The 18,303-nt window shown below is 42.2% G+C and carries 23 protein-coding genes; all 23 read right to left on the bottom strand.

Annotation, left to right across the window (positions count from 1 at the left end):
• Positions 1–25 precede the first annotated feature (25 nt).
• The 23 genes from flhB to flgB all read right to left on the bottom strand — a co-directional run bounded on the left by flhB (position 26) and on the right by flgB (position 17,526).
• Positions 26–1,108: a flagellar biosynthesis protein FlhB gene (gene flhB, locus CUU66_RS01510; protein ID WP_101639921.1), complete on the bottom strand. Its 1,083-nt coding sequence runs from the start codon at positions 1,106–1,108 to the stop codon at positions 26–28.
• Positions 1,108–1,884, bottom strand: a complete 777-nt coding sequence (gene fliR / locus CUU66_RS01505; RefSeq protein ID WP_101639920.1) for a flagellar biosynthetic protein FliR — start codon at positions 1,882–1,884, stop codon at positions 1,108–1,110. The genes flhB and fliR overlap by 1 nt, the downstream gene beginning before the upstream one ends.
• Positions 1,885–1,888: 4 nt before the next feature.
• Positions 1,889–2,158 (bottom strand): flagellar biosynthesis protein FliQ, encoded by a 270-nt coding sequence (fliQ, locus tag CUU66_RS01500; protein ID WP_101639919.1) that lies wholly within the window; start codon positions 2,156–2,158, stop codon positions 1,889–1,891.
• Positions 2,159–2,172: 14 nt separating this feature from the next.
• On the bottom strand, positions 2,173–2,838 hold the full coding sequence (gene fliP, locus CUU66_RS01495) for a flagellar type III secretion system pore protein FliP (RefSeq protein WP_101639918.1): 666 nt from the start codon (positions 2,836–2,838) through the stop codon (positions 2,173–2,175).
• A complete protein-coding gene (locus CUU66_RS01490) occupies positions 2,831–3,478 on the bottom strand; it encodes a flagellar biosynthetic protein FliO (protein WP_101639917.1) in 648 nt (215 codons plus the stop codon). Before CUU66_RS01490 ends, fliP begins: the two co-directional genes overlap by 8 nt.
• 27 nt (positions 3,479–3,505) lie before the next feature.
• Positions 3,506–3,868 (bottom strand): response regulator, encoded by a 363-nt coding sequence (locus CUU66_RS01485; protein ID WP_101639916.1) that lies wholly within the window; start codon positions 3,866–3,868, stop codon positions 3,506–3,508.
• A 16-nt stretch (positions 3,869–3,884) separates the two neighbouring features.
• Positions 3,885–5,129: a flagellar motor switch phosphatase FliY gene (gene fliY, locus CUU66_RS01480; protein WP_101639915.1), complete on the bottom strand. Its 1,245-nt coding sequence runs from the start codon at positions 5,127–5,129 to the stop codon at positions 3,885–3,887.
• Entirely contained in the window at positions 5,119–6,117 is a 999-nt protein-coding gene (gene fliM, locus CUU66_RS01475) for a flagellar motor switch protein FliM (protein WP_101639914.1), read from the bottom strand. The genes fliY and fliM overlap by 11 nt, the downstream gene beginning before the upstream one ends.
• A 36-nt stretch (positions 6,118–6,153) precedes the next feature.
• Positions 6,154–6,582 carry a flagellar basal body-associated protein FliL gene (gene fliL, locus CUU66_RS01470; RefSeq protein WP_101639913.1) on the bottom strand — a complete coding sequence of 143 codons (429 nt, stop codon included), beginning with the start codon at positions 6,580–6,582 and terminating at the stop codon, positions 6,154–6,156.
• A complete protein-coding gene (locus CUU66_RS01465) occupies positions 6,572–6,796 on the bottom strand; it encodes a flagellar FlbD family protein (protein WP_101639912.1) in 225 nt (74 codons plus the stop codon). The genes fliL and CUU66_RS01465 overlap by 11 nt, the downstream gene beginning before the upstream one ends.
• 47 nt (positions 6,797–6,843) lie before the next feature.
• A complete protein-coding gene (locus tag CUU66_RS01460; RefSeq protein ID WP_101639911.1) occupies positions 6,844–8,061 on the bottom strand; it encodes a flagellar hook protein FlgE in 1,218 nt (405 codons plus the stop codon).
• Between the two features lie 69 nt (positions 8,062–8,130).
• A complete protein-coding gene (locus CUU66_RS01455; RefSeq protein WP_101639910.1) occupies positions 8,131–8,520 on the bottom strand; it encodes a TIGR02530 family flagellar biosynthesis protein in 390 nt (129 codons plus the stop codon).
• Positions 8,521–8,537: 17 nt separating this feature from the next.
• Complete coding sequence (flgD, locus tag CUU66_RS01450; protein ID WP_101639909.1) at positions 8,538–9,185, bottom strand: flagellar hook assembly protein FlgD; 648 nt, start codon at positions 9,183–9,185, stop codon at positions 8,538–8,540.
• An 8-nt stretch (positions 9,186–9,193) separates the two neighbouring features.
• Positions 9,194–10,471 carry a flagellar hook-length control protein FliK gene (locus CUU66_RS01445; RefSeq protein WP_101639908.1) on the bottom strand — a complete coding sequence of 426 codons (1,278 nt, stop codon included), beginning with the start codon at positions 10,469–10,471 and terminating at the stop codon, positions 9,194–9,196.
• A 31-nt stretch (positions 10,472–10,502) separates the two neighbouring features.
• Positions 10,503–11,117: a MotE family protein gene (locus CUU66_RS01440; protein ID WP_101639907.1), complete on the bottom strand. Its 615-nt coding sequence runs from the start codon at positions 11,115–11,117 to the stop codon at positions 10,503–10,505.
• A gap of 4 nt (positions 11,118–11,121) precedes the next feature.
• Entirely contained in the window at positions 11,122–11,568 is a 447-nt protein-coding gene (gene fliJ / locus CUU66_RS01435; RefSeq protein ID WP_101639906.1) for a flagellar export protein FliJ, read from the bottom strand.
• A gap of 3 nt (positions 11,569–11,571) precedes the next feature.
• Entirely contained in the window at positions 11,572–12,891 is a 1,320-nt protein-coding gene (fliI, locus tag CUU66_RS01430; protein WP_101639905.1) for a flagellar protein export ATPase FliI, read from the bottom strand.
• Positions 12,888–13,655 (bottom strand): flagellar assembly protein FliH, encoded by a 768-nt coding sequence (fliH, locus tag CUU66_RS01425; protein ID WP_180955119.1) that lies wholly within the window; start codon positions 13,653–13,655, stop codon positions 12,888–12,890. Before fliH ends, fliI begins: the two co-directional genes overlap by 4 nt.
• A complete protein-coding gene (fliG, locus tag CUU66_RS01420) occupies positions 13,648–14,667 on the bottom strand; it encodes a flagellar motor switch protein FliG (RefSeq protein ID WP_101639903.1) in 1,020 nt (339 codons plus the stop codon). Before fliG ends, fliH begins: the two co-directional genes overlap by 8 nt.
• Positions 14,668–14,679: 12 nt before the next feature.
• Complete coding sequence (fliF, locus tag CUU66_RS01415; protein ID WP_101639902.1) at positions 14,680–16,272, bottom strand: flagellar basal-body MS-ring/collar protein FliF; 1,593 nt, start codon at positions 16,270–16,272, stop codon at positions 14,680–14,682.
• Positions 16,273–16,338: 66 nt separating this feature from the next.
• Complete coding sequence (gene fliE, locus CUU66_RS01410; RefSeq protein WP_101639901.1) at positions 16,339–16,650, bottom strand: flagellar hook-basal body complex protein FliE; 312 nt, start codon at positions 16,648–16,650, stop codon at positions 16,339–16,341.
• A 15-nt stretch (positions 16,651–16,665) separates the two neighbouring features.
• On the bottom strand, positions 16,666–17,121 hold the full coding sequence (gene flgC, locus CUU66_RS01405; RefSeq protein WP_101640007.1) for a flagellar basal body rod protein FlgC: 456 nt from the start codon (positions 17,119–17,121) through the stop codon (positions 16,666–16,668).
• 9 nt (positions 17,122–17,130) lie between these two features.
• Positions 17,131–17,526, bottom strand: coding sequence for a flagellar basal body rod protein FlgB (gene flgB / locus CUU66_RS01400; RefSeq protein ID WP_101639900.1), 396 nt, complete (start codon positions 17,524–17,526; stop codon positions 17,131–17,133).
• Positions 17,527–18,303: the final 777 nt, after the last annotated feature.

The raw sequence follows: 18,303 nt of genomic DNA, 5'->3' as shown, positions 1-18,303 counted from the left end.
AAATCTCTCTCCTATCAAAAATGAATCAAATTTTACCTTTTAACTTATAGACATACGCTAAAATTTCAGCAACTGCTTTAAAAAACTCTTCGGGAATGGCCTGTCCTATTTCACTGCCATCATGCAGGGCTCTTGCCAGCGGCCGGTTCTCAACCATGACAATATCATGTTCGCCTGCCACAGACTTTATTTTCTGGGCCATAAAATCAACGCCCTTAGCCACCACATAGGGCGCATCCCCCTTTTCCTCATCGTACTTTAAGGCAATAGCATAGTGAGTCGGGTTCGTGATCACTACATCCGCTTTTGGGACTTCCTGCATCATTCGCTGCATGGCCATTTCTCTCTGTCTCTGTTTAATTTTTGATTTGATTAAAGGGTCGCCCTCAATGTTTTTATATTCATCTTTAATATCCTGTTTGGACATTCGGATACTTTTTTCAAAATCAAACTTCTGGTACATATAGTCAAGCAGCGACAAAAACAATAAGGCACCTGAAGCAAATAAACCGACCGTGATGGTTATTTTAGCAAGGGTTGACAGTGCAGCGCCGGCGGTCTTCTGGGATAACAGCATGATTTCGGGAAGCTTATTCCAAATCACCAGGAAAGTGACAAGTCCGACAATCGCGATTTTCAGGATGGATTTCAATAACTCAACAATAGCCCTCATGGAAACGATCCGTTTGAACCCGCTGATAGGATTTAATTTCTCAAGCTTAAATTGGATGGCTTCCGTGGAAAACATAACGCCTACCTGAAAATAATTGGCAGCGGCTCCTGCAATAAGTGCAACGCCTAACACAGGGGCAAGCAGCTTTGCAAGTTCTGTGATGACACCGACAAACAGCGGCTGGATATTTTCGGCCTCCAGGCTCACAGTGCTGAAATCCCTCAGATACTCCGTAAAAAGGAACATCATTTTTTCAAGCATCGACGGACCCGTGATCATCAAGAGGAAAAATACCGCAAGCAGGACAATAGCTGTGTTCAGATCCTGGCTTTTGGCTGTCTGGCCTTTTTTTCTTGCGTCCTCCCTTTTCTTTGGAGTGGCTTTTTCTGTTTTTTCCCCTGAGAAATATTGCAGGTCAAGCTGAAGCTGTTTCATTATGTTCCTCCGATCAGGTGCATGAATCCCCGCATGGTAAGCAGTGCATATTCAAACAAGCTGCGAACAGACATCATCATGGCCCCAAATACCGCTATAAGGATAATGAAGCTGACAATGATTTTCACCGGCACGCCAACTACGAATATATTCACCTGGGGAACTGTCCGCGCAACAATGCCTAAGGCGACGTCAACCAGGAATAAACTCCCCACGAGAGGAATGGACATCTGAAAAGCAACGAGAAAGGTCTGGTTAAAGGCGCGTGCCATATAACTCACGACGTTCTCATCACCAAACGGGATAAACATTTCATTTATCGGAATGGTCTCATAGCTGTAAAAAATTCCATCCAGCAGGAGATGATGTCCATTTGTCGCCAGTAAAAAGAGAAGTGTTATCGTATAGAAATACTGCCCCATCAGCGGTCCCTGGGCACCAGTCTGGGGATCGATTACATTGGCAATGGCAAAGCCCATTTGAAAGTCTATAAAGCCGCCTGCCATCTGGACCGCAGACATAATCATATAGGCAATGAACCCAAGTGCCAGTCCTACTATCGCTTCTTTGATGATTAATAAAAAGTAAGCTGCATCAATATCTATCGTCGGTGCTTTGATTGTGTAATACATGATCCAGGCCAGAAAAAAGCTTAAGCCTATTTTATGCATCGCAGGAATGGTTCTGTAGGCGAATATGGGACTGACGACAAAGAAGGACGCCACCCTGACAAGCACCAATAAGAAAACTGCGAATTTCGGAACCAATTCTTCCATTCTATTACCCTATGAACCTTGTTAAATTTGAGAATATTTCGGTTGTATAGGAAAGCATATGGCTCAGCATCCATGGGCCAAAAAACACAAGCGCTACCAAAACGGCTACGATTTTCGGAACAAAAGCAAGTGTCTGTTCCTGGATCTGCGTAGCAGCCTGAAAAATGCTGATGATTAAACCTACAACCAATGCAAGTGCGAGCAGCGGGCCGCTTATTATTAATACCGTCATAATTCCTTTTTCTGCAACGGAAATGACAAACTCTGAATTCATCCTTTATCACCTGCTTAAAAGCTTTGAAGTAAAGATTTAACTACTAAATACCAGCCATCAACCAGCACAAAAAGCAGTATTTTAAATGGCAGCGAAATCATGACTGGCGGAAGCATCATCATCCCCATAGACATTAGGACGCTTGCGACAATCATGTCGATGACCAAAAACGGGATGAAAATCATAAAACCGATTTGGAAAGCCGTTTTGATCTCACTGATGGCAAAAGCCGGGACAAGAGCCGTGATTGGAATATCTTCTATCTTTTTTGGTTTGTCCATTTTTGCATATGATAGAAATAACTCCAGGTCTTTTTGTCTTGTATGCGCGCTCATGAATTCCTTAAACGGTATCGATGCACGTTCATAAGCCTCATCGAGCTCAATTTTCTCCTCGAATAAAGGAGTCAGCGCTGTTTTATTCACTTCTTGAAAGGTAGGCGCCATGATGAAAAAAGACATAAACAGCGCTAACCCGATCAGCACCTGGTTCGGAGGCATTTGCTGTGTCGCAAGCGATGTTCTGACAAAGCTCAGCACAATAATAATTCTTGTAAAACAGGTCATAAGGATTAAAATGCTTGGCGCAAGGGACAGAACGGTCATAAGCAATAAGAGTTTCACAGAAGTGGAGACATTTTCAGGATCCGATCCGCTGAAAAAGTCCATGAATTCATTCATCCTCTGTTCCCCCTTTACTCCTCAGCTCGTCAATCGCTTTCTTTCTGGATGTCGAAAGTTCCTCCAGCTGTTTTTTCAACTGTCCGGTAAAGCGGTTTTCGCTGCTTTGCTCCTTACCCCGCTGCTTCCATTTTGAAAGTAAATCGGAAGGCTGGAGCATTCCATCCAATTTTTTGTTGTGTTCTTGAATGAGTGTTTTATATTCATGTTCTTCACTGATCTCTTTTAACAGCTGAATATTATCTCCGACACCGACAACAAGCACCCGCTCACCAACTTTAACAAGCTGGACCGACCGGTTTCCCCCAAGAGATGTGCCTCCGAGATTTTCTACAAAATTTGCTTTTTGGTAGCTTCTATTTTTTTTGTTCATGAAACGAAGCATAAAATAAAGAAGAGCAACTACAAAAATAGTTGCAGAAATCATACGAAAGAAGTCCCCTGCGGAAAAATCAGCACCATCCGTTCCCTTAGTGCTGGCCGGTTCTTGATTTTGATCAGCTGTTTCTTTCGATTTGTCAGGGTGTTCATACCAGTCTTTAACACTTTTTTCGACCTGCTTGGCATCCACATGGTTACCTGTGCCATAAAACATAAGCGACAACAGAAGTAAGATCCCTATGACTTTTTTTATAACCAACTTCAGACACCCTCTTACCTAAATTGCTTAGCTTAATGTTTTACTGATTGCTTCTAATACCCGGTCTGCCTGAAAGGGCTTTACAATAAAGTCTTTAGCTCCAGCCTGGATGGCATCAATCACCATAGCCTGCTGTCCCATTGCGGAGCACATAATGATCTTTGCAGCCGGGTTCATTTTTTTAATTTCTTTTAAAGCTGTAATTCCGTCCATTTCCGGCATCGTAATATCCATGGTCACTAAATCCGGCTGGTGTTCTTTGTATTTTTCAACAGCCTGCTGGCCATCAGCCGCTTCTGCGACCACGTCATAACCGTTCTTGGATAAAATATCCTTAATCATCATTCTCATGAATGCTGCATCGTCTACTATTAAAATTCTGTGTGCCATTTTTTATCCCCCATACCTATCGTAATTTTTTGATTCTATCTGATTGACTGATAATGTCTGTAACTCTCACTCCAAAATTTTCGTCGATGACAACAACTTCTCCCTTTGCGATGAGCCTGTTGTTTACCAGTACATCAACCGGTTCACCTGCTAGTTTATCCAGCTCAATGATGGAACCGGAAGAAAGCTCGAGCAGTTCTTTAACTGAACGCTTTGTACGGCCGAGTTCCACTGTCACCTGGAGCGGTATATCCAAGAGAATATCTAAATTACTAGACTCTTGTTCCTGCACCGGGGACGTGTTGAAGCTGGAAAAGCTGGCCGGCTGCACGTTAACCTCAGCCTGAGGCTGTATAGTCCCCGTTCCAAAATGCTGCGGTCCCTTGGGCTGCTGCATCGCATAAGACTGCCCGCCCTGGTTTTGCTGCATATACACAGGGTCGGCTGGATAATTAGGTTGAAGGTCAACTCCCTGCAGCGGACTCTGCGTGCTTTCCGGGTTTGAAGGTTGTGAGGACTGCGCCTGCTTCACGGCAAGGTTCTCAGCATTGTCAAACGTTGACGGCGGAGGTTCAGGGGCCGGTGGATTTAACAGATCATGTACAAGACTCTTTGCAAAAGTATGCGGAAGCAGCTGCATGATATTTGAATCTATTAAAGTGCCAACTTTCAATCTGAAAGAAATGCGCGCAAGCAGATCTTCATCAGGGATGGAGCCTGCGCCCGAGCCTTCTTTCATATTTAACAAGTCAATACTTGGCGGTGAAATATCCACTTTTTTATTAAAAATCGTAGACATGGAAGTAGCCGCTGATCCCATCATCTGGTTCATTGCTTCCTGAACAGCGCTTAGTTGAATTTCTCCCATCATTTCTGATGGGTTTAATCCATCTCCTCCAAGCATGAGATCAGCAATGATTGCTGCATCACTCTGCTTGATGACAAACAGGTTTGTACCTGAAAATCCAGCTGTATACTTCACTTGGATTCCGACATAAGGGTGGGGGAATTCATCTTCGAGCTTAGCTGCAGAAATGATATCCACACTCGGTGTCGTAATATCTACCTTCTGGTTTAGTAGTGTTGACAGTGCAGTCGCAGAGCTTTCAAACGATATATTTCCAATCTCTCCGAGAGCGTCTTTTTCCATGGTAGTAAAATAATCTTCTATATCTGGTGTTGTATTATCGTCGCTTCCGAAATCATCGCCTCTTAGCAATGCATCAATTTCATCCTGCGAGAGCATTTCATCACTTACCATCTTCGTCTCCCCCCTCTATCTTCTCGAGAATTTGTACAGCTAATCTTTTATTGGCCTTCCCTGGCTGTCCAATAAACTTCGGGACATCCCCCACCTTTACGACTAATGGAGCATCAATGATCTGATTCAGCTCGATCACATCTCCTATATCCAGAGTTAAAAAGTCCTGGATGGATATATCCGTGCTGCCCAATTCTGCAACAATCGGCAATTCAGCCTTCTTGATTCTTTGTTCAAGGACTTCAATCTCCTGCGGCAGACGCTCTTTCTTAGCTGTCTGCATCCAGTAATGGACGGAGAGTTTAGGTATGATGGGCTCCAGCACTACATGAGGAATACAAATATTAATCATTCCGCTTGTTTCACCTATATGGGTATTCAGCGAAATCACCACAACCGTTTCATTTGGAGACACCATTTGCAAAAACTGTGGATTCACTTCAAAATCCGTGAAAATTGGATCAATCTCAGCAATGGAAGCCCACGCCTCCTGCAAGTGTTCAAACGCTCGCTCAAACATATTGGACATGATTTTGGTTTCTATTTCCGTTAGGTTTTCCACTTTATTGACACTGGTGCCTCTGCCTCCAAGTACCCTGTCCAGCATGGCATATGCGATATTCGGATTCACTTCCATGAGGATCCGGCCATCAAGCGGCGGAACTTCAAAGACATTCAATATCGTCATCTTCGGAATGGAACGGATGAATTCCTCGTAAGGAATTTGATCTGCAGAAGCCACATTGATTTGTACATATGTCCTTAACTGAGCAGAGAAGTAAGTGGTTAATCCGCGAGCGAAATTTTCATGTATCCTGGTTAAACTTCTAATTTGATCTTTTGAAAACCGGAGCGCCCGTTTGAAATCATAGACCCGGACCTTGCGTTCGGTGTCTTCCTTCTTTAATTCATCCGCATCCATTTCCCCTGTGGAAATGGCGGATAATAGAGCATCTATTTCACTCTGCGATAATACTTCGCCAGACATTTGCGCCACCTCCCAAACTAGTATGTTATGAAATTTCTACTGAAGAATAGAGGAGGTTATATATACTTTGATAATCTTACCGTCCTGCATAATGCTGTTTATTTTAGATTTAATTAGTTCTTCAAATTTTGTTTTCCCTGTTTTTCCTTTAAGGTCTGCCGCTTTCATGTCTGACAGTTCAGTAACAATAATGTTCTTCACCTGAAAATTGCGCTTCTCCAGTTCTTCTTTTGCATCCTTGCTGTCTGTTTGAACCGTAAACGTAATTCGGATAAAATCGCCGCTGGCTAAATTAGTCGTAATCTCAGGAACATCAACAGAAGATTCAATAATCTCATCAATGCTGGGTTCAGCATGTGCCTCCTCTTCTCCCGTAAACTTCATAACAACAACGAGTGCTATTCCTCCGACAAGAGTAATCGACAATAATAAAATCAGCATGATTTTCACCAGTTTATTCTTCATCTAAAGCACCCCCTTTATCATTAGTCAGTCCCAGAATATTAATGGCCCGGTAGAAACCGATCATGGATTGAACAATTTCTTCTTCTGTTTCAGCCACGATATATTTTTTTCCATTTGTTAATGAAATGATCGTATCAGGATGAGATTCCACAGTTTCAATATAAATAGCATTTATATAAAAGCTTTTGCCGTTTAACTTCGTTACATTAATCAATTATGTTGGAGAGCTAAAGATTTATCCCCAGCTCTCTCCCTCCAAATCTATCGTTTTAAGTTCACAAGCTCCTGGAGAATTTCGTCTGATGTAGTAATAATCTTAGTGTTGGCTTGGAAGCCGCGCTGCGCCGTGATCATCTCCGTGAATTCCTCTGAAAGGTCGACGTTGGACATTTCAAGAGAACCGGATGCTATCGTTCCACGGCCTTCTCCTGCGATATTTATGTTAGCAGTACCGGAGTTAATCGACTCTTGGAACAGGTTGCCCCCCGTTTTGGTGAGCCCGGAAGGATTACTGAATTTTGCTATCGCAAGCTGTCCAAGTGTAGTAACTAGACCGTTTGAGAATACACCGTTAATTTCGCCAAGCGAACCAATGTTGAAGCTTTCTAAGCTTCCCTGTGTATTGCCGTCAGGATTCGCCTGGGCTGAAACGTTACCTGATTTGGCAGTCAAATCTTTCATTGGAACGTTAACCGCAAATTGCTTTACAGCACCAGTCCCATCATTAATATTCAAATCAAATTGAACAGCAGGGTTCGGAGTAGCCGGATCCATGCTAAGGGTGATGTCCTGAGAAACAATATTTTCCTCGGGGTTATCTGGGTCTACTGGTAAAGTGTTATCAACAAAAGAAAATTTCCATGTGCCGGCACTTGCATCTACAGGTGTAATTTTCAAGTCTAAAGTATGTGATATTCCGATTTCGTCAACTATTTTAATTTGTTGTGTGGTAGAGGTACTTCCTTTAGCGTCAGTCGGCAAGTTCCCGGATAAGGGAATGTTCACCGTTTGTTTTGCCGGTAATAGCTCATTCACATTCACAGCAATATCCTTTAGCACTCCATTCTCTAAAGACTGGACTTTCATTCCGTCACCGGTAACCAAGTTCCCATTATCATCTAAATACAAATTACCGGCTCTCGTGTAAAACTCTGCATCCCCCTGCTTGACCACAAAGTACCCATCACCATTAATCGCCAGGTCCAGCGATCTGCCGGTCGTCTGCAGACTTGACTGAGTATGGATCGTATCGATAGTAGCCATTGTGGAACCCAGTCCCACCTGCATCGGGTTTTTCCCGCCTCGATTATTCTGGGCAGCACTTGCCCCTGAGATGGTTTGGTTCATGGTATCCTTGAAAGTCACACGACCTTTTTTGAATCCATATGTGTTTACATTGGCAATGTTATTACCGATAACATCGAGCTTCGTTTGAAAGTTTTTCATACCGCTTATTCCTGAATACATTGATCTAAGCATGTTTTTTTCCCCTTTCATGATGGCTGCTTCTATCAGTCCGCAGCCAAGGCTTTCCTTAAAAGGTCCAGCCTACTCCATTACAATGGTTCCATTTATATTAGTAAATATTTGTGCACTGGCTTCCGTTCGATCCATGGCTGTTATGACGGTATTATTTTTGGCACTGACGATTAGTGCTGCGTTTTTCAAAAGGACTAGCGAGTCCTGTACTCCCATTTTCTTTGCTTCCTGCAGCTTTTCCTCAAGTTTATTCCAGCTGGCCTGATCGATTTGGATATTTCTCTGTTCGAGCCGGGCTTTTGCATGTTTGCTCACCATAAGCTTTGAGGGTTCAGGGCGGGCGGCATTTTGCAGCTGCTGGGCAAAGCTTGTTTTCAGCGCCTTCTGCTGGATTGCTCCCTGTTTTTTATAAATAGACAGCGGAGCGGTGGAAATGGGCCTGATGTTTACCTTTTCCATACAAACGACTCCTTTTATCAACCGGTGATCTTAATCATTTGATCCATATTAATCTTCGTTCCGGAAGCATCATCCATTTCAATGGAGGTTTTGCCGTCCTTTAACCCGACTGATTTAACAATGGCTGTAGATTCTTGTTTTTGATCAGTAAGCCATGTAACGGTTTTTCCAATCAATTCACTTGCCTGCATAAGAGAACTTCCACTTTGACTTGCAGATTGATTCACTTCGGAGATATTTCCGGGCTCTAATTTCGTTCCATCTTCAAGTGTAAACTGGACCGTATCTTCCTTAAACTGAACAGAAGTAATTCTGCCCTTTCCTTCTTCGATGTTCGGAAGAGCCCCACCATCAGCAGATTCAGTTATTTTATGCCATGTTACCTCTTTGCCGACGAATTGATTGTAAGAAACTAATTGACTCTGCTGCTGCATGGCTGTGAATTTGTCAATGGACTTTCCCATGTTTGTTATCTGCTCGAGGGTGGAAAAAGTGGCCATTTGGGCTATAAAATCTTTATCTTCCAGCGGGTTCATCGGATCTTGATTTTGCAGCTGGGTCATTAAGATTTTTAAAAAATCATCTTTCCCTAAATTGTCGCCATGGGTCTGCCTTTTTTGCTCCTGATAGCTGCTGAGGAGCAGCGACGATTGAATCTTGTCCATGCTATCACCTACACTTTCATAGTTACTAAGGCCTCTTCAAAGGACTGATTAAAGTCAAGCGTTCCATCCGGTTTATCTTCATCAGGAATATCTTGTTCGAAAGGCTGCTGCTCTTGCTGCTGGTGATCTTTCTGGAAGAACCTTTCACCTGTATACTGGCTCATAGCCTGTGAAATTTCTATTTTTTCAAGTCCGATATTCTGAGTTGAAAAAGCATGCTTCAGATTTTGGATATGGTTTTCAAGAGCTTCCTTAGCCTGGCTAGTTGATGCTATGATTTTTGCTGTAATCAATGAATCTCTTTGAATGATCTCAATTCTCAGCGAACCAAGGTGCTCAGGATTTAGGCGTATAAATAACTTTTGTGTTCCCTGGATACTTGAAAAGTTTGCTTTAGCCAATAAGTTCTCGAATTGCTTGATGAACTGTTCCTGGCTGACGGGCTGTCCTGCTTTTTCAAGACTGAGGACGAGAAGCTCGACCTTAGAAACAGGCATATGAAAAGTCGCTGCAGCAGGCGGCAGCTCACTGCCGGAAACTTTTCCTGCATTTTTTTGGTTTTCAAGGTTTACTCCTTGATTCATACGGGTAAAAACATCATGGATTATGTTATATGTCCTTTTTGTATTACCACTTGACTGGGTGTCTATATATTTAATTGTTAAGGAATCTTCTTTCTCAAGATTGCTGGCCACTGTCTGCAAAACCTCATCAAGATTCTTAATCAATCCTTCTTCCCTGCTTGATAAATCAGTATATTCGGCACTTAGCACCATCAATTTGGCTAACTTTAAAACTTGGGAAAGAGAATCAAAATTCAGATTAGCAAGTTCTTTTATTTCCATCTGTGAGATTGGCAGAATAAGAGAAACTAATTGCGATAAATCAGTAATATCTTTATCATCGCCTCCTGCTTCTTCCTCTTTGATTCCAAGCTGCTTTAACAGCTGGATGATCGATTCTTTTAACGAGCCGCTTTCAGCAAGCTCCGAAACGAGAGGATGGCTGGTTACATCACCTTCTCCCATAACCAGCGTTTTAGCGAAGCCGGGTCCGCCTTCCGATTCAGTAATGCTTCCCATGTTTAAAACATTCAGCAGATCCTGGACTAATTTTAATTGCTGTTCATCCAGTTGTTTACCCTCGGCGGATGATGCCGGCAGCTGATTAATCCCGGCAAAAACGGAGCCAAACTGGCCGTTTATAGTGTTTTTTGCAACTGATTCTTTTACTGAACTGCTGTTTAACATGCCGGACAGGCTGGCTCCTGCGATGGCTGTGTTCACTTTTTTCACCTCCTTTCATTACTCAAGCTCCCTATTCCGTCCCTGACTGTTCTTTTTCCATATTTACTGTAAGCTTTTGAGTAAGGCTTGCAGCCTGTGACGGTTCCATTTTTTCAAGAATCGCTGTCAGAGACTCACTGTTTACATTGGATAAAATCTTCACAGCTTCATCCTCACTAAGCTCTGAAAGTATGGGAGCTGCCTTTCCTGGTGACATGGACTGATAGGTTTGAATAATATCCTTGAAGGCCCGTTTGTTCTCTTCCTGAGCTTTTGTTAATTCTTTTATTTCTTGCTCCAGCCTTTGTTTTTCAATTTCATTGTTATTAATTTTCTTATCACGGCTGTCGATTAAGTTTTCCAGCTGAGCGATCTTTGTTTTCTCTTGTTTGAGAGAAGCTTCAAGACTTTTTATTTTGTTTTGGTACTGTTTTACGGATGGTGTTGTTTTTTCTTCTTTCATCAGACTGGATATACCAGGCAGTTTTACTCCTAAATCCTTTGCCGCACTCCCTACGTTTACACCGGCAACCTTTAAGATCACGATCGAAAAGAGAATCGCTGCCATAAGGGGAATCAGTATAACAAATAAAAACCATTGAAGTTTGTTTTGTTTTTTTTCTTCAAGTTCTATGTTCTTATCCATGTCATCACCTGTCTGCCCCTGCTAAGTACTGCTGAATCGAAATTTCATCCATCTGTATGTTCTCGAGGTATTTATTGTGATCTATAAACTTCTTTAAATCATTCTCTTTGATCTTTTCATATTTTCTGACTTCCATATTTGTTTCCATGAGCTTTTCCTGAAAAACATTCATTTTGTGCCTTGCATCTATTACAGCCTTTTGGTTATGGCTGATGATATTTTCCAGATTTTCCATGAAGAGCTGGTGATGGCGGATATCCTGTACAGACATCCCGTTTCCCAGCCTTTGCTGCTGAAATTCATGGAGCTCTTCCTTTTTCTTTAAAAGCTTGTACAATTTCTCTGCTGCTTCTTCAAATTGCCTTAAGGCTTCGCTGTATTTAGAAAAGGCATCATTTTTTTCTTTTTCCTTAATAGAAAGGATCTTTTCGAACTTATATTGATACTGCATGGCCTATTCACCACTTTCCATTAATTCCATCAAGCGAAATACACTTTCTTCCTTGGACACTTTTTCTTTTGTACTCTGCTTTAAAAAGGAAATGATTTCAGGATATTTTCTAATGGCTTCATCGATTTCCTTTGAGGAGCCTCTTTTATACGCTCCAATATTAATAAGATCTTCGGATTCGATATAAGTGGACAGTAAATCCCTAAGCCTCTCAGCATTGTGGACATGTCCTTCATCCGCAATATGGTTCATGATTCTGCTGATGCTTTTCAAGACGTTAATGGCTGGATACTGACCTTTATTGGCCAAGCTTCTGTCCAACACAAAATGTCCGTCTAATATTCCCCTTACAGTATCGGCAATCGGCTCGTTCATATCGTCCCCATCGACCAGTACGGTATAAAATGCCGTGATAGATCCATGAATATTTGTACCTGTCCTCTCAAGAAGGCGTGGAAGAATCCCAAACACGGATGGTGTATATCCTTTTGTAGTCGGTGGTTCACCCACTGCAAGCCCTATTTCACGCTGTGCCATGGCCACCCTCGTAACGGAATCCATCATAAGCATGACGTTCAGACCCTTATCCCTGAAATATTCCGCTATGGCTGTAGCAGTGAATGCACCTTTGATCCTCATCAGAGCTGGCTGGTCAGAGGTTGCAACGACAACGATGGATCTCGCTAATCCTTCAGCCCCCAAGTCCCGTTCAATAAATTCCCGGACTTCTCTTCCACGTTCGCCTATCAGCCCAATCACATTCAAATCGGCCTTTGTATTTCTGGCTACCATTCCAAGTAACGTACTTTTCCCCACACCGCTGCCCGCGAATATTCCGACTCTCTGGCCATTACCGACAGTGAGCAGCGAATCAATCATTCTGACTCCGACATCTATACTCTCAGAGATAGGCGGCCTTTCCATTGGATTAGGCGGATCCTGCTCCGTTGGTACAGCTGACAACCCTTTTGGTAGCGGCGAACCATCTAACGGATGGCCAAGGGAATCGACCACTTTGCCGATCAGCTCTGTACCCACTTTAATCTCAAGCGGCTGAGATGTTGTTTCCACCAAGCTTCCTGGGGATATGTCACTAACTGCTGTATATGGCATCAGGATGACATTTTCATCTTTAAATCCGACCACTTCTGCACGAATCAGTTTCTTAGCACCTTTTACACCAGTGTGGATGTAACACACATCCCCTACTGAGCTTTCCGGTCCTTGGGATTCAATCATAATTCCGACTACTCTTTTTACCCGTCCATAATGTTTGAAGGTGTTCAGTTCATCTATGAATGGCAGCAATTCTTGTGCTTTCACGATTGATCCCCTTCTAGCAGCCCGAGCAGCTTTTCCTGAATTTCACACAGCTGGCTGTCGACGCTGGCATCTATTCTTCCGTTGGAGGACTCGATCACACAGCTTGTTTCTGCTAATTCTTCATCTGGATAGATGTATAATTCTGAATTTTTCGGAAAGAGAGCCGTCAGCTTTTCCTTTTCAGAAAGAATAAATTCAAAATGGGCAGGATGAATATGAAGCTGGACTTCTTTGTATTCCCTTGCTTCTTTAATGGCCTGTTTTACCAATGAGAGAAAAGAGGCTTTTGACTCTGCCAATTTTTCTCCGATTATTTTCTCTGCAACTTTAAGGCTTAAAGCAAGAATGGTTTCCTCAGAGGATTCAATATGCTCTTTATAATCCTCCCTTGCGGCATCAATCACTTTTTTTGCTGTATGAATACTTGCAGATATGTCTGAATAACCCTTCTTAATTCCAGCTTCAAACCCCTCGTTATATCCTTCCTGGTAGGCACGCTCCTTCAGCAGGGGCAGTTCACCATGCTCCCACTCCTGCCTTTGAAGGGCGATTTCACTTGTAATCTGGCTTGCTTGTCCATGTGCTAATGAAATTATTTCCTCTGCCTGCTTTTTGGCATCATCTAAATACGACTCATGCAAGAAGTCAGCAGAAGTCGCAGGATCATCAGCGAAGGCTTCCTGCGAAGTATTAAAGCTCTTTATCCGGATAAGCTTTTTTTCTTTTTCCTTTATGGGATAACTGGATTTGATAATCCTAGACAATGATGTCATCTCCTCCACCACGTGCTATAACAATCTCACCTGTTTCCTCCAGACGGCGGATAACGGCAACAATTCTTGATTGAGCCTCTTCTACGTCACGGAGGCGGACTGGCCCCATATATTCCATTTCTTCCTTAAAGGTGTCCACCATACGCTTGGACATATTCTTAAACACAATATCCTTGACTTCATCACTGGAAACTTTGAGTGAAAGCATGAGGTCATCATTCTCTGCATCTCTGATGACTCTCTGAATAGCCCTGCTGTCAAGAGTGACAATATCCTCAAAGACAAACATCCGTTTTTTGATTTCTTCAGCAAGCTCGGGATCCTGGATTTCGAGAGCGTCAAGAATCGTTCGTTCTGTCGACCTATCTACTCCGTTTAACACTTCCACAACTGCCTCTACTCCGCCTGTCTGCGTATAATCCTGAGTAACGGTGGCTGAAAGCTTTCTTTCTAAAATCTGTTCCACCTCATTGATGATTTCAGGAGATGTGCTGTCCATTGTTGCAATCCGCCTTGCAATATCCGCCTGCACCTCCTGGGGAAGCTCCGAGAGAATCTGTCCGGCTTGTGCCGGATCTAAATAAGATAAAATCAGGGCAATGGTCTGGGGATGCTCATTTTGGATAAAGTTGAGGATCTGCCCGGGATCTGCTTTTCTGGCAAAATCAAAAGGCCTGACTTGAAGTGAAGATGTCAGTCTGTTTATGATGGCTGAAGCCTGCTCTGTTCCCAATGCTTTTTCAAGCACCTGCTTTGCGTATCCAATCCCGCCCTGGCTTATATAATCCTGGGCCATCGCTATCTGGTGAAACTCCTCAAGTATTTCTTCTTTATTCTTTGAATCTACTTTTCTTACACCGGATATCTCCAAAGTGAGTCTTTCAATCTCTTCTTCAGATAAATGCTTGTACACTGAAGCAGAAACATCTGGACCTAGTGAAATGAGCAAGATAGCTGCCTTCTGTTTTCCAGATAATTCGCCTTTTCTTTCTTTAAGTGACAACCTCTTCTCCTCCTATTCTTCCGTAATCCAGGTGCGCAGCAGTTTTGCGAACTCCTCTGGCTTTTCTTTCGCAAGTTTTTCCAGCTGTTTTCTGCGGGCCGTTGCTTCTGTTTCAGTTTCTTCCGTCACATCAGGAATATTGAATTCAATTTCTTCCTCGACTATATACTCTTCCTCTTCATCTTTTCTTCTTGAACGCAGGAATAAGAAAATGGCAGCAGCCAGCGCGAGCAGTAACACCCCGCCTGCTATAAAGGCCCATAGCGGAATTGCAGTTTTTGTCTCTGAATCAAACGCCATTTTTCCATTGAACGGCTGGACTGAAACAGCAATTTTATTATCTATATCCTCTTCAGTCACTGTTTCAGGAAGGTAATCTTTATCAATCGATGTCCGGACAATGGTTCCTAATACTTTAGTAATATCGTCTATTCTTTCCTGAGGAAGAGAATTAGTGTCATTTTTCTTAGGGGGTTCGACCATGACTTGTATGCCTAGATCTCTGACTTTGTACGGACTTTCAACAATTTCCTTTTTGATTCTATTTACCTCATAATTTATGGTATCTTCTATCTTTTCATAGTCGCCGTTCCCGTTTGTGCCTTCTAGGTATTGAGTTCCCAGCGAATCGGATGGATCTTCACTCTGCGGTGTACCTTCAGCCGGATTACCCGTTCCTGTAAACGTCTCGGTTATTTTTTGGGCGCTTAGGGCAATGCCTTTCATGTTTTCTTTATCAACCGGTTCAACAAGGTTCTCTTCTCTATTTTCCTGGGTAAAGTCTATATCGGCAGTTACTGAGACAACCACTTTGTCTCTCCCCATTAAGGTGCCCAGCATATTCTGGACCTGCCTTTGAATATCCCGTTCGACTTCCTTTTTCATTTCGTGCTGTGCTGTAAAAATAGTACCGTTCTGGAAATTATTTTCATTTTTTAAATCAAAGTACTCAAAATTCTGATTCATGATGACGATATTATCTGTAGGAAGGTTAGGAACACTCTTTGAAACCAGATGATACAGTGATTTTATCTGGCTCTCCTGGAATTGGTAACCCGGTCTTGTTTTTAAGACAATCGAAGCAGAGGCCTCTTCTTTTGAATCACTGACAAATATTCCTTTTTCGGGAAGGCTGAGCATGACTTTCGCCTCTTCCGCCCCGTCGATTCCTTTAATAAGATTGGCTAGCTCAGTCTGCATGGAATCAAGCTTTACAACCTGAAATTCGTTATCGGTCATTCCAAATCCAGCGTTCTCGCTGAAAAAAGAATAGTCTATACTTCCGGATTCAGGAATTCCTTCTGCAGCTAACTCCACTTTCAGGGAATCTACATTCTCTTCAGGAACCAGTATGGTTTTTCCGTCATCTGCAATCTCTGAAGATATGCCTCTTCCATCCAGGTTCTGCTTAATCGTTCCTGTTTCTGACGGAGCGAGATTGCTGTATAGAGGGACCATATTTTTTCTGGTAGAAAAAAGGGCTGCTGCAGTAATCAGCACGAGCACAAGAATAACGGAGCTGATTAGCACCGTTCTTTGTTTTTTCGTTCTGCTGCCCCAAAACCCTGTTATTCTATTTTTTAGATTAGCTATAGTTTCGTTCATCCTGATCCCCCGGTTAATCTGTTTATCTCTTCACTAGTTATCTCTCTATTTAGTAAAGCCCACCGCCTAAACCTGAATTCTCATCATTTCCTGATAGGTCTCGATTACTTTATTTCTGACTTCCATGGCAGCTTCAAGAGTTATGCTCGCTTTTTGAGAAGCAATCATCACCTGGTGAAGATCCACGTTTTCACCTCTGGCCAGTTTCGAAGTATATTGATCAGATAGTACTTGTGATTCATTAACTTTTTCTATTGATTCCTTTAATACCGACGCAAAACTCTTCTGAGCTTCGTATGGTGTAGCAGCAGCCGGTGTCTGCAAATTTTCCGGTTTAGCTGTCTGCTGAAGCGGTGCAAGGGTTATTCCATTAATCATTTATCTGCCACCTGCCTATTTCCCGATTTCTAACGCTTTCATAAGCATTCCTTTAGATGCATTGAACACTGTTACATTAGCTTCATATGATCTTGTTGCGCTCATTAAATCGACCATTTCTCTTAATGGATCCACATTGGGCATTTGTACGTAGCCATCCTGGTCAGCATCAGGATGCTCAGGATCATATATTAGTTTATTTGGAGTAATTTCATCTTCGACAATTTTTGTTATCCGGACACCTTGTTCCGCTGCGCTTCTATTTGAAACAGCTGAGTTTAAATAATTGGAAAAGCTTCCTTCATTGGCTTGAAGTACAACAGCCTTCCGCTTATAAGGATCCCATTTCCCTGTTTCAGCATTATAGGTCCCTCTTGTGGAATCTACATTAGCCATGTTTGAGGAGATAACATCCATTCTAAGGCGCTGAGCCGTCAGAGCCGAGGTAGTGGTATTCATACTTTGAAACATGCTCATGGTTTATCTCCCGCCTTTTATAACAGAATGAAGTGTCTGGAATTTCCCACTGATTCGTTCCGTTAAAGCATTGTAATAGATTTGGTTCGTCGCCAGATCGCTCATTTCTTTATCAACATCCACACTGTTTCCGTTATGGTTATACTGGACGTCATTTCTTGTGTATACTCCATTAGTCCCAGATGAACTTCCATAAAAATCAAAGTGTCTGCTATCTGTTTTACAGGCATTTAGTCCCAACTCTTTTTCCTGCTGAAGCATATTTTTGAACGATACATCCTTAGCTTTATAGTTTGGAGTATCAGCATTTGCTATATTTTGAGAAATTACCTTTTGCTTTACTGATGAATAATCAAGGGCCCGTTCTAGTGTTGTTATTGAATTAGAAAAGAGCTTCATCTTGTTCACCTCTTAAAAATGAGTATTTTTAGGAAAAAAGGAGAATTATGTAGAATAAGGCCATATTTTGTAAACGCAAGAACTCATTTCCTATTCTAATGAAATCCTCCCACTCTGTCTATGACGCAAAATGGAATATTTCTGTGTTAATAGTCCTATTTTTAATAAAAGATTACATAATTATGACATTTTCGTTACATAGGAAAACAGAATTTTCCAGACGTTGACGGGCAAAAAATTAATTTTAATAAAATGGGGAAGCAGGAACTTGGCCGGCTATACGATCTTTATCATGAGGGGCAGGAATGGAATTTATGCTGGCTATTAAATGTGGTTTGAGACGAAGAATAAATAAAGTACACTATGGTGCAATTTTTTTGTACGATCTACCCCTTTTTGCAGTGCACTCATATTGTGCCATATCCTTTTAAGAGTGGTACATCAGTTTATGAAGGATAAAACGAGTTTTACGTGGATTACCTGTGTTTTTTTGTAGGAGTTATATGGATTTCAAGTGGGATACCTGTGTTTTATGAGGAGTAAATCCGGAATTTAAGTGGGCTCTGAGATTTTATGAGTGGTAATCCAGGCTTTAAGAGGGGGATCTGTGTTTTTATGAGGGGTAACCCAGGCTTTAAGAGGAGGATCTGTGTTTTTAAGTCAAGTCCTCAATATTGTGTAAAATACTCTACCTTCGTTTTCAACTGTTTATTATTGTTCAACTGACTTGGCCTTAATTACACCACATACCTACATTTTTTTGCCGAAACTTCCATG

This window comes from Peribacillus deserti (assembly GCF_002863585.1).
In the GTDB taxonomy this organism is placed as follows: domain Bacteria; phylum Bacillota; class Bacilli; order Bacillales; family DSM-1321; genus Paraperibacillus; species Paraperibacillus deserti_A.
The sequence above is the reverse complement of the archived record's forward strand: the minus strand, read 5'-3'. Positions and strand labels throughout refer to the sequence as shown.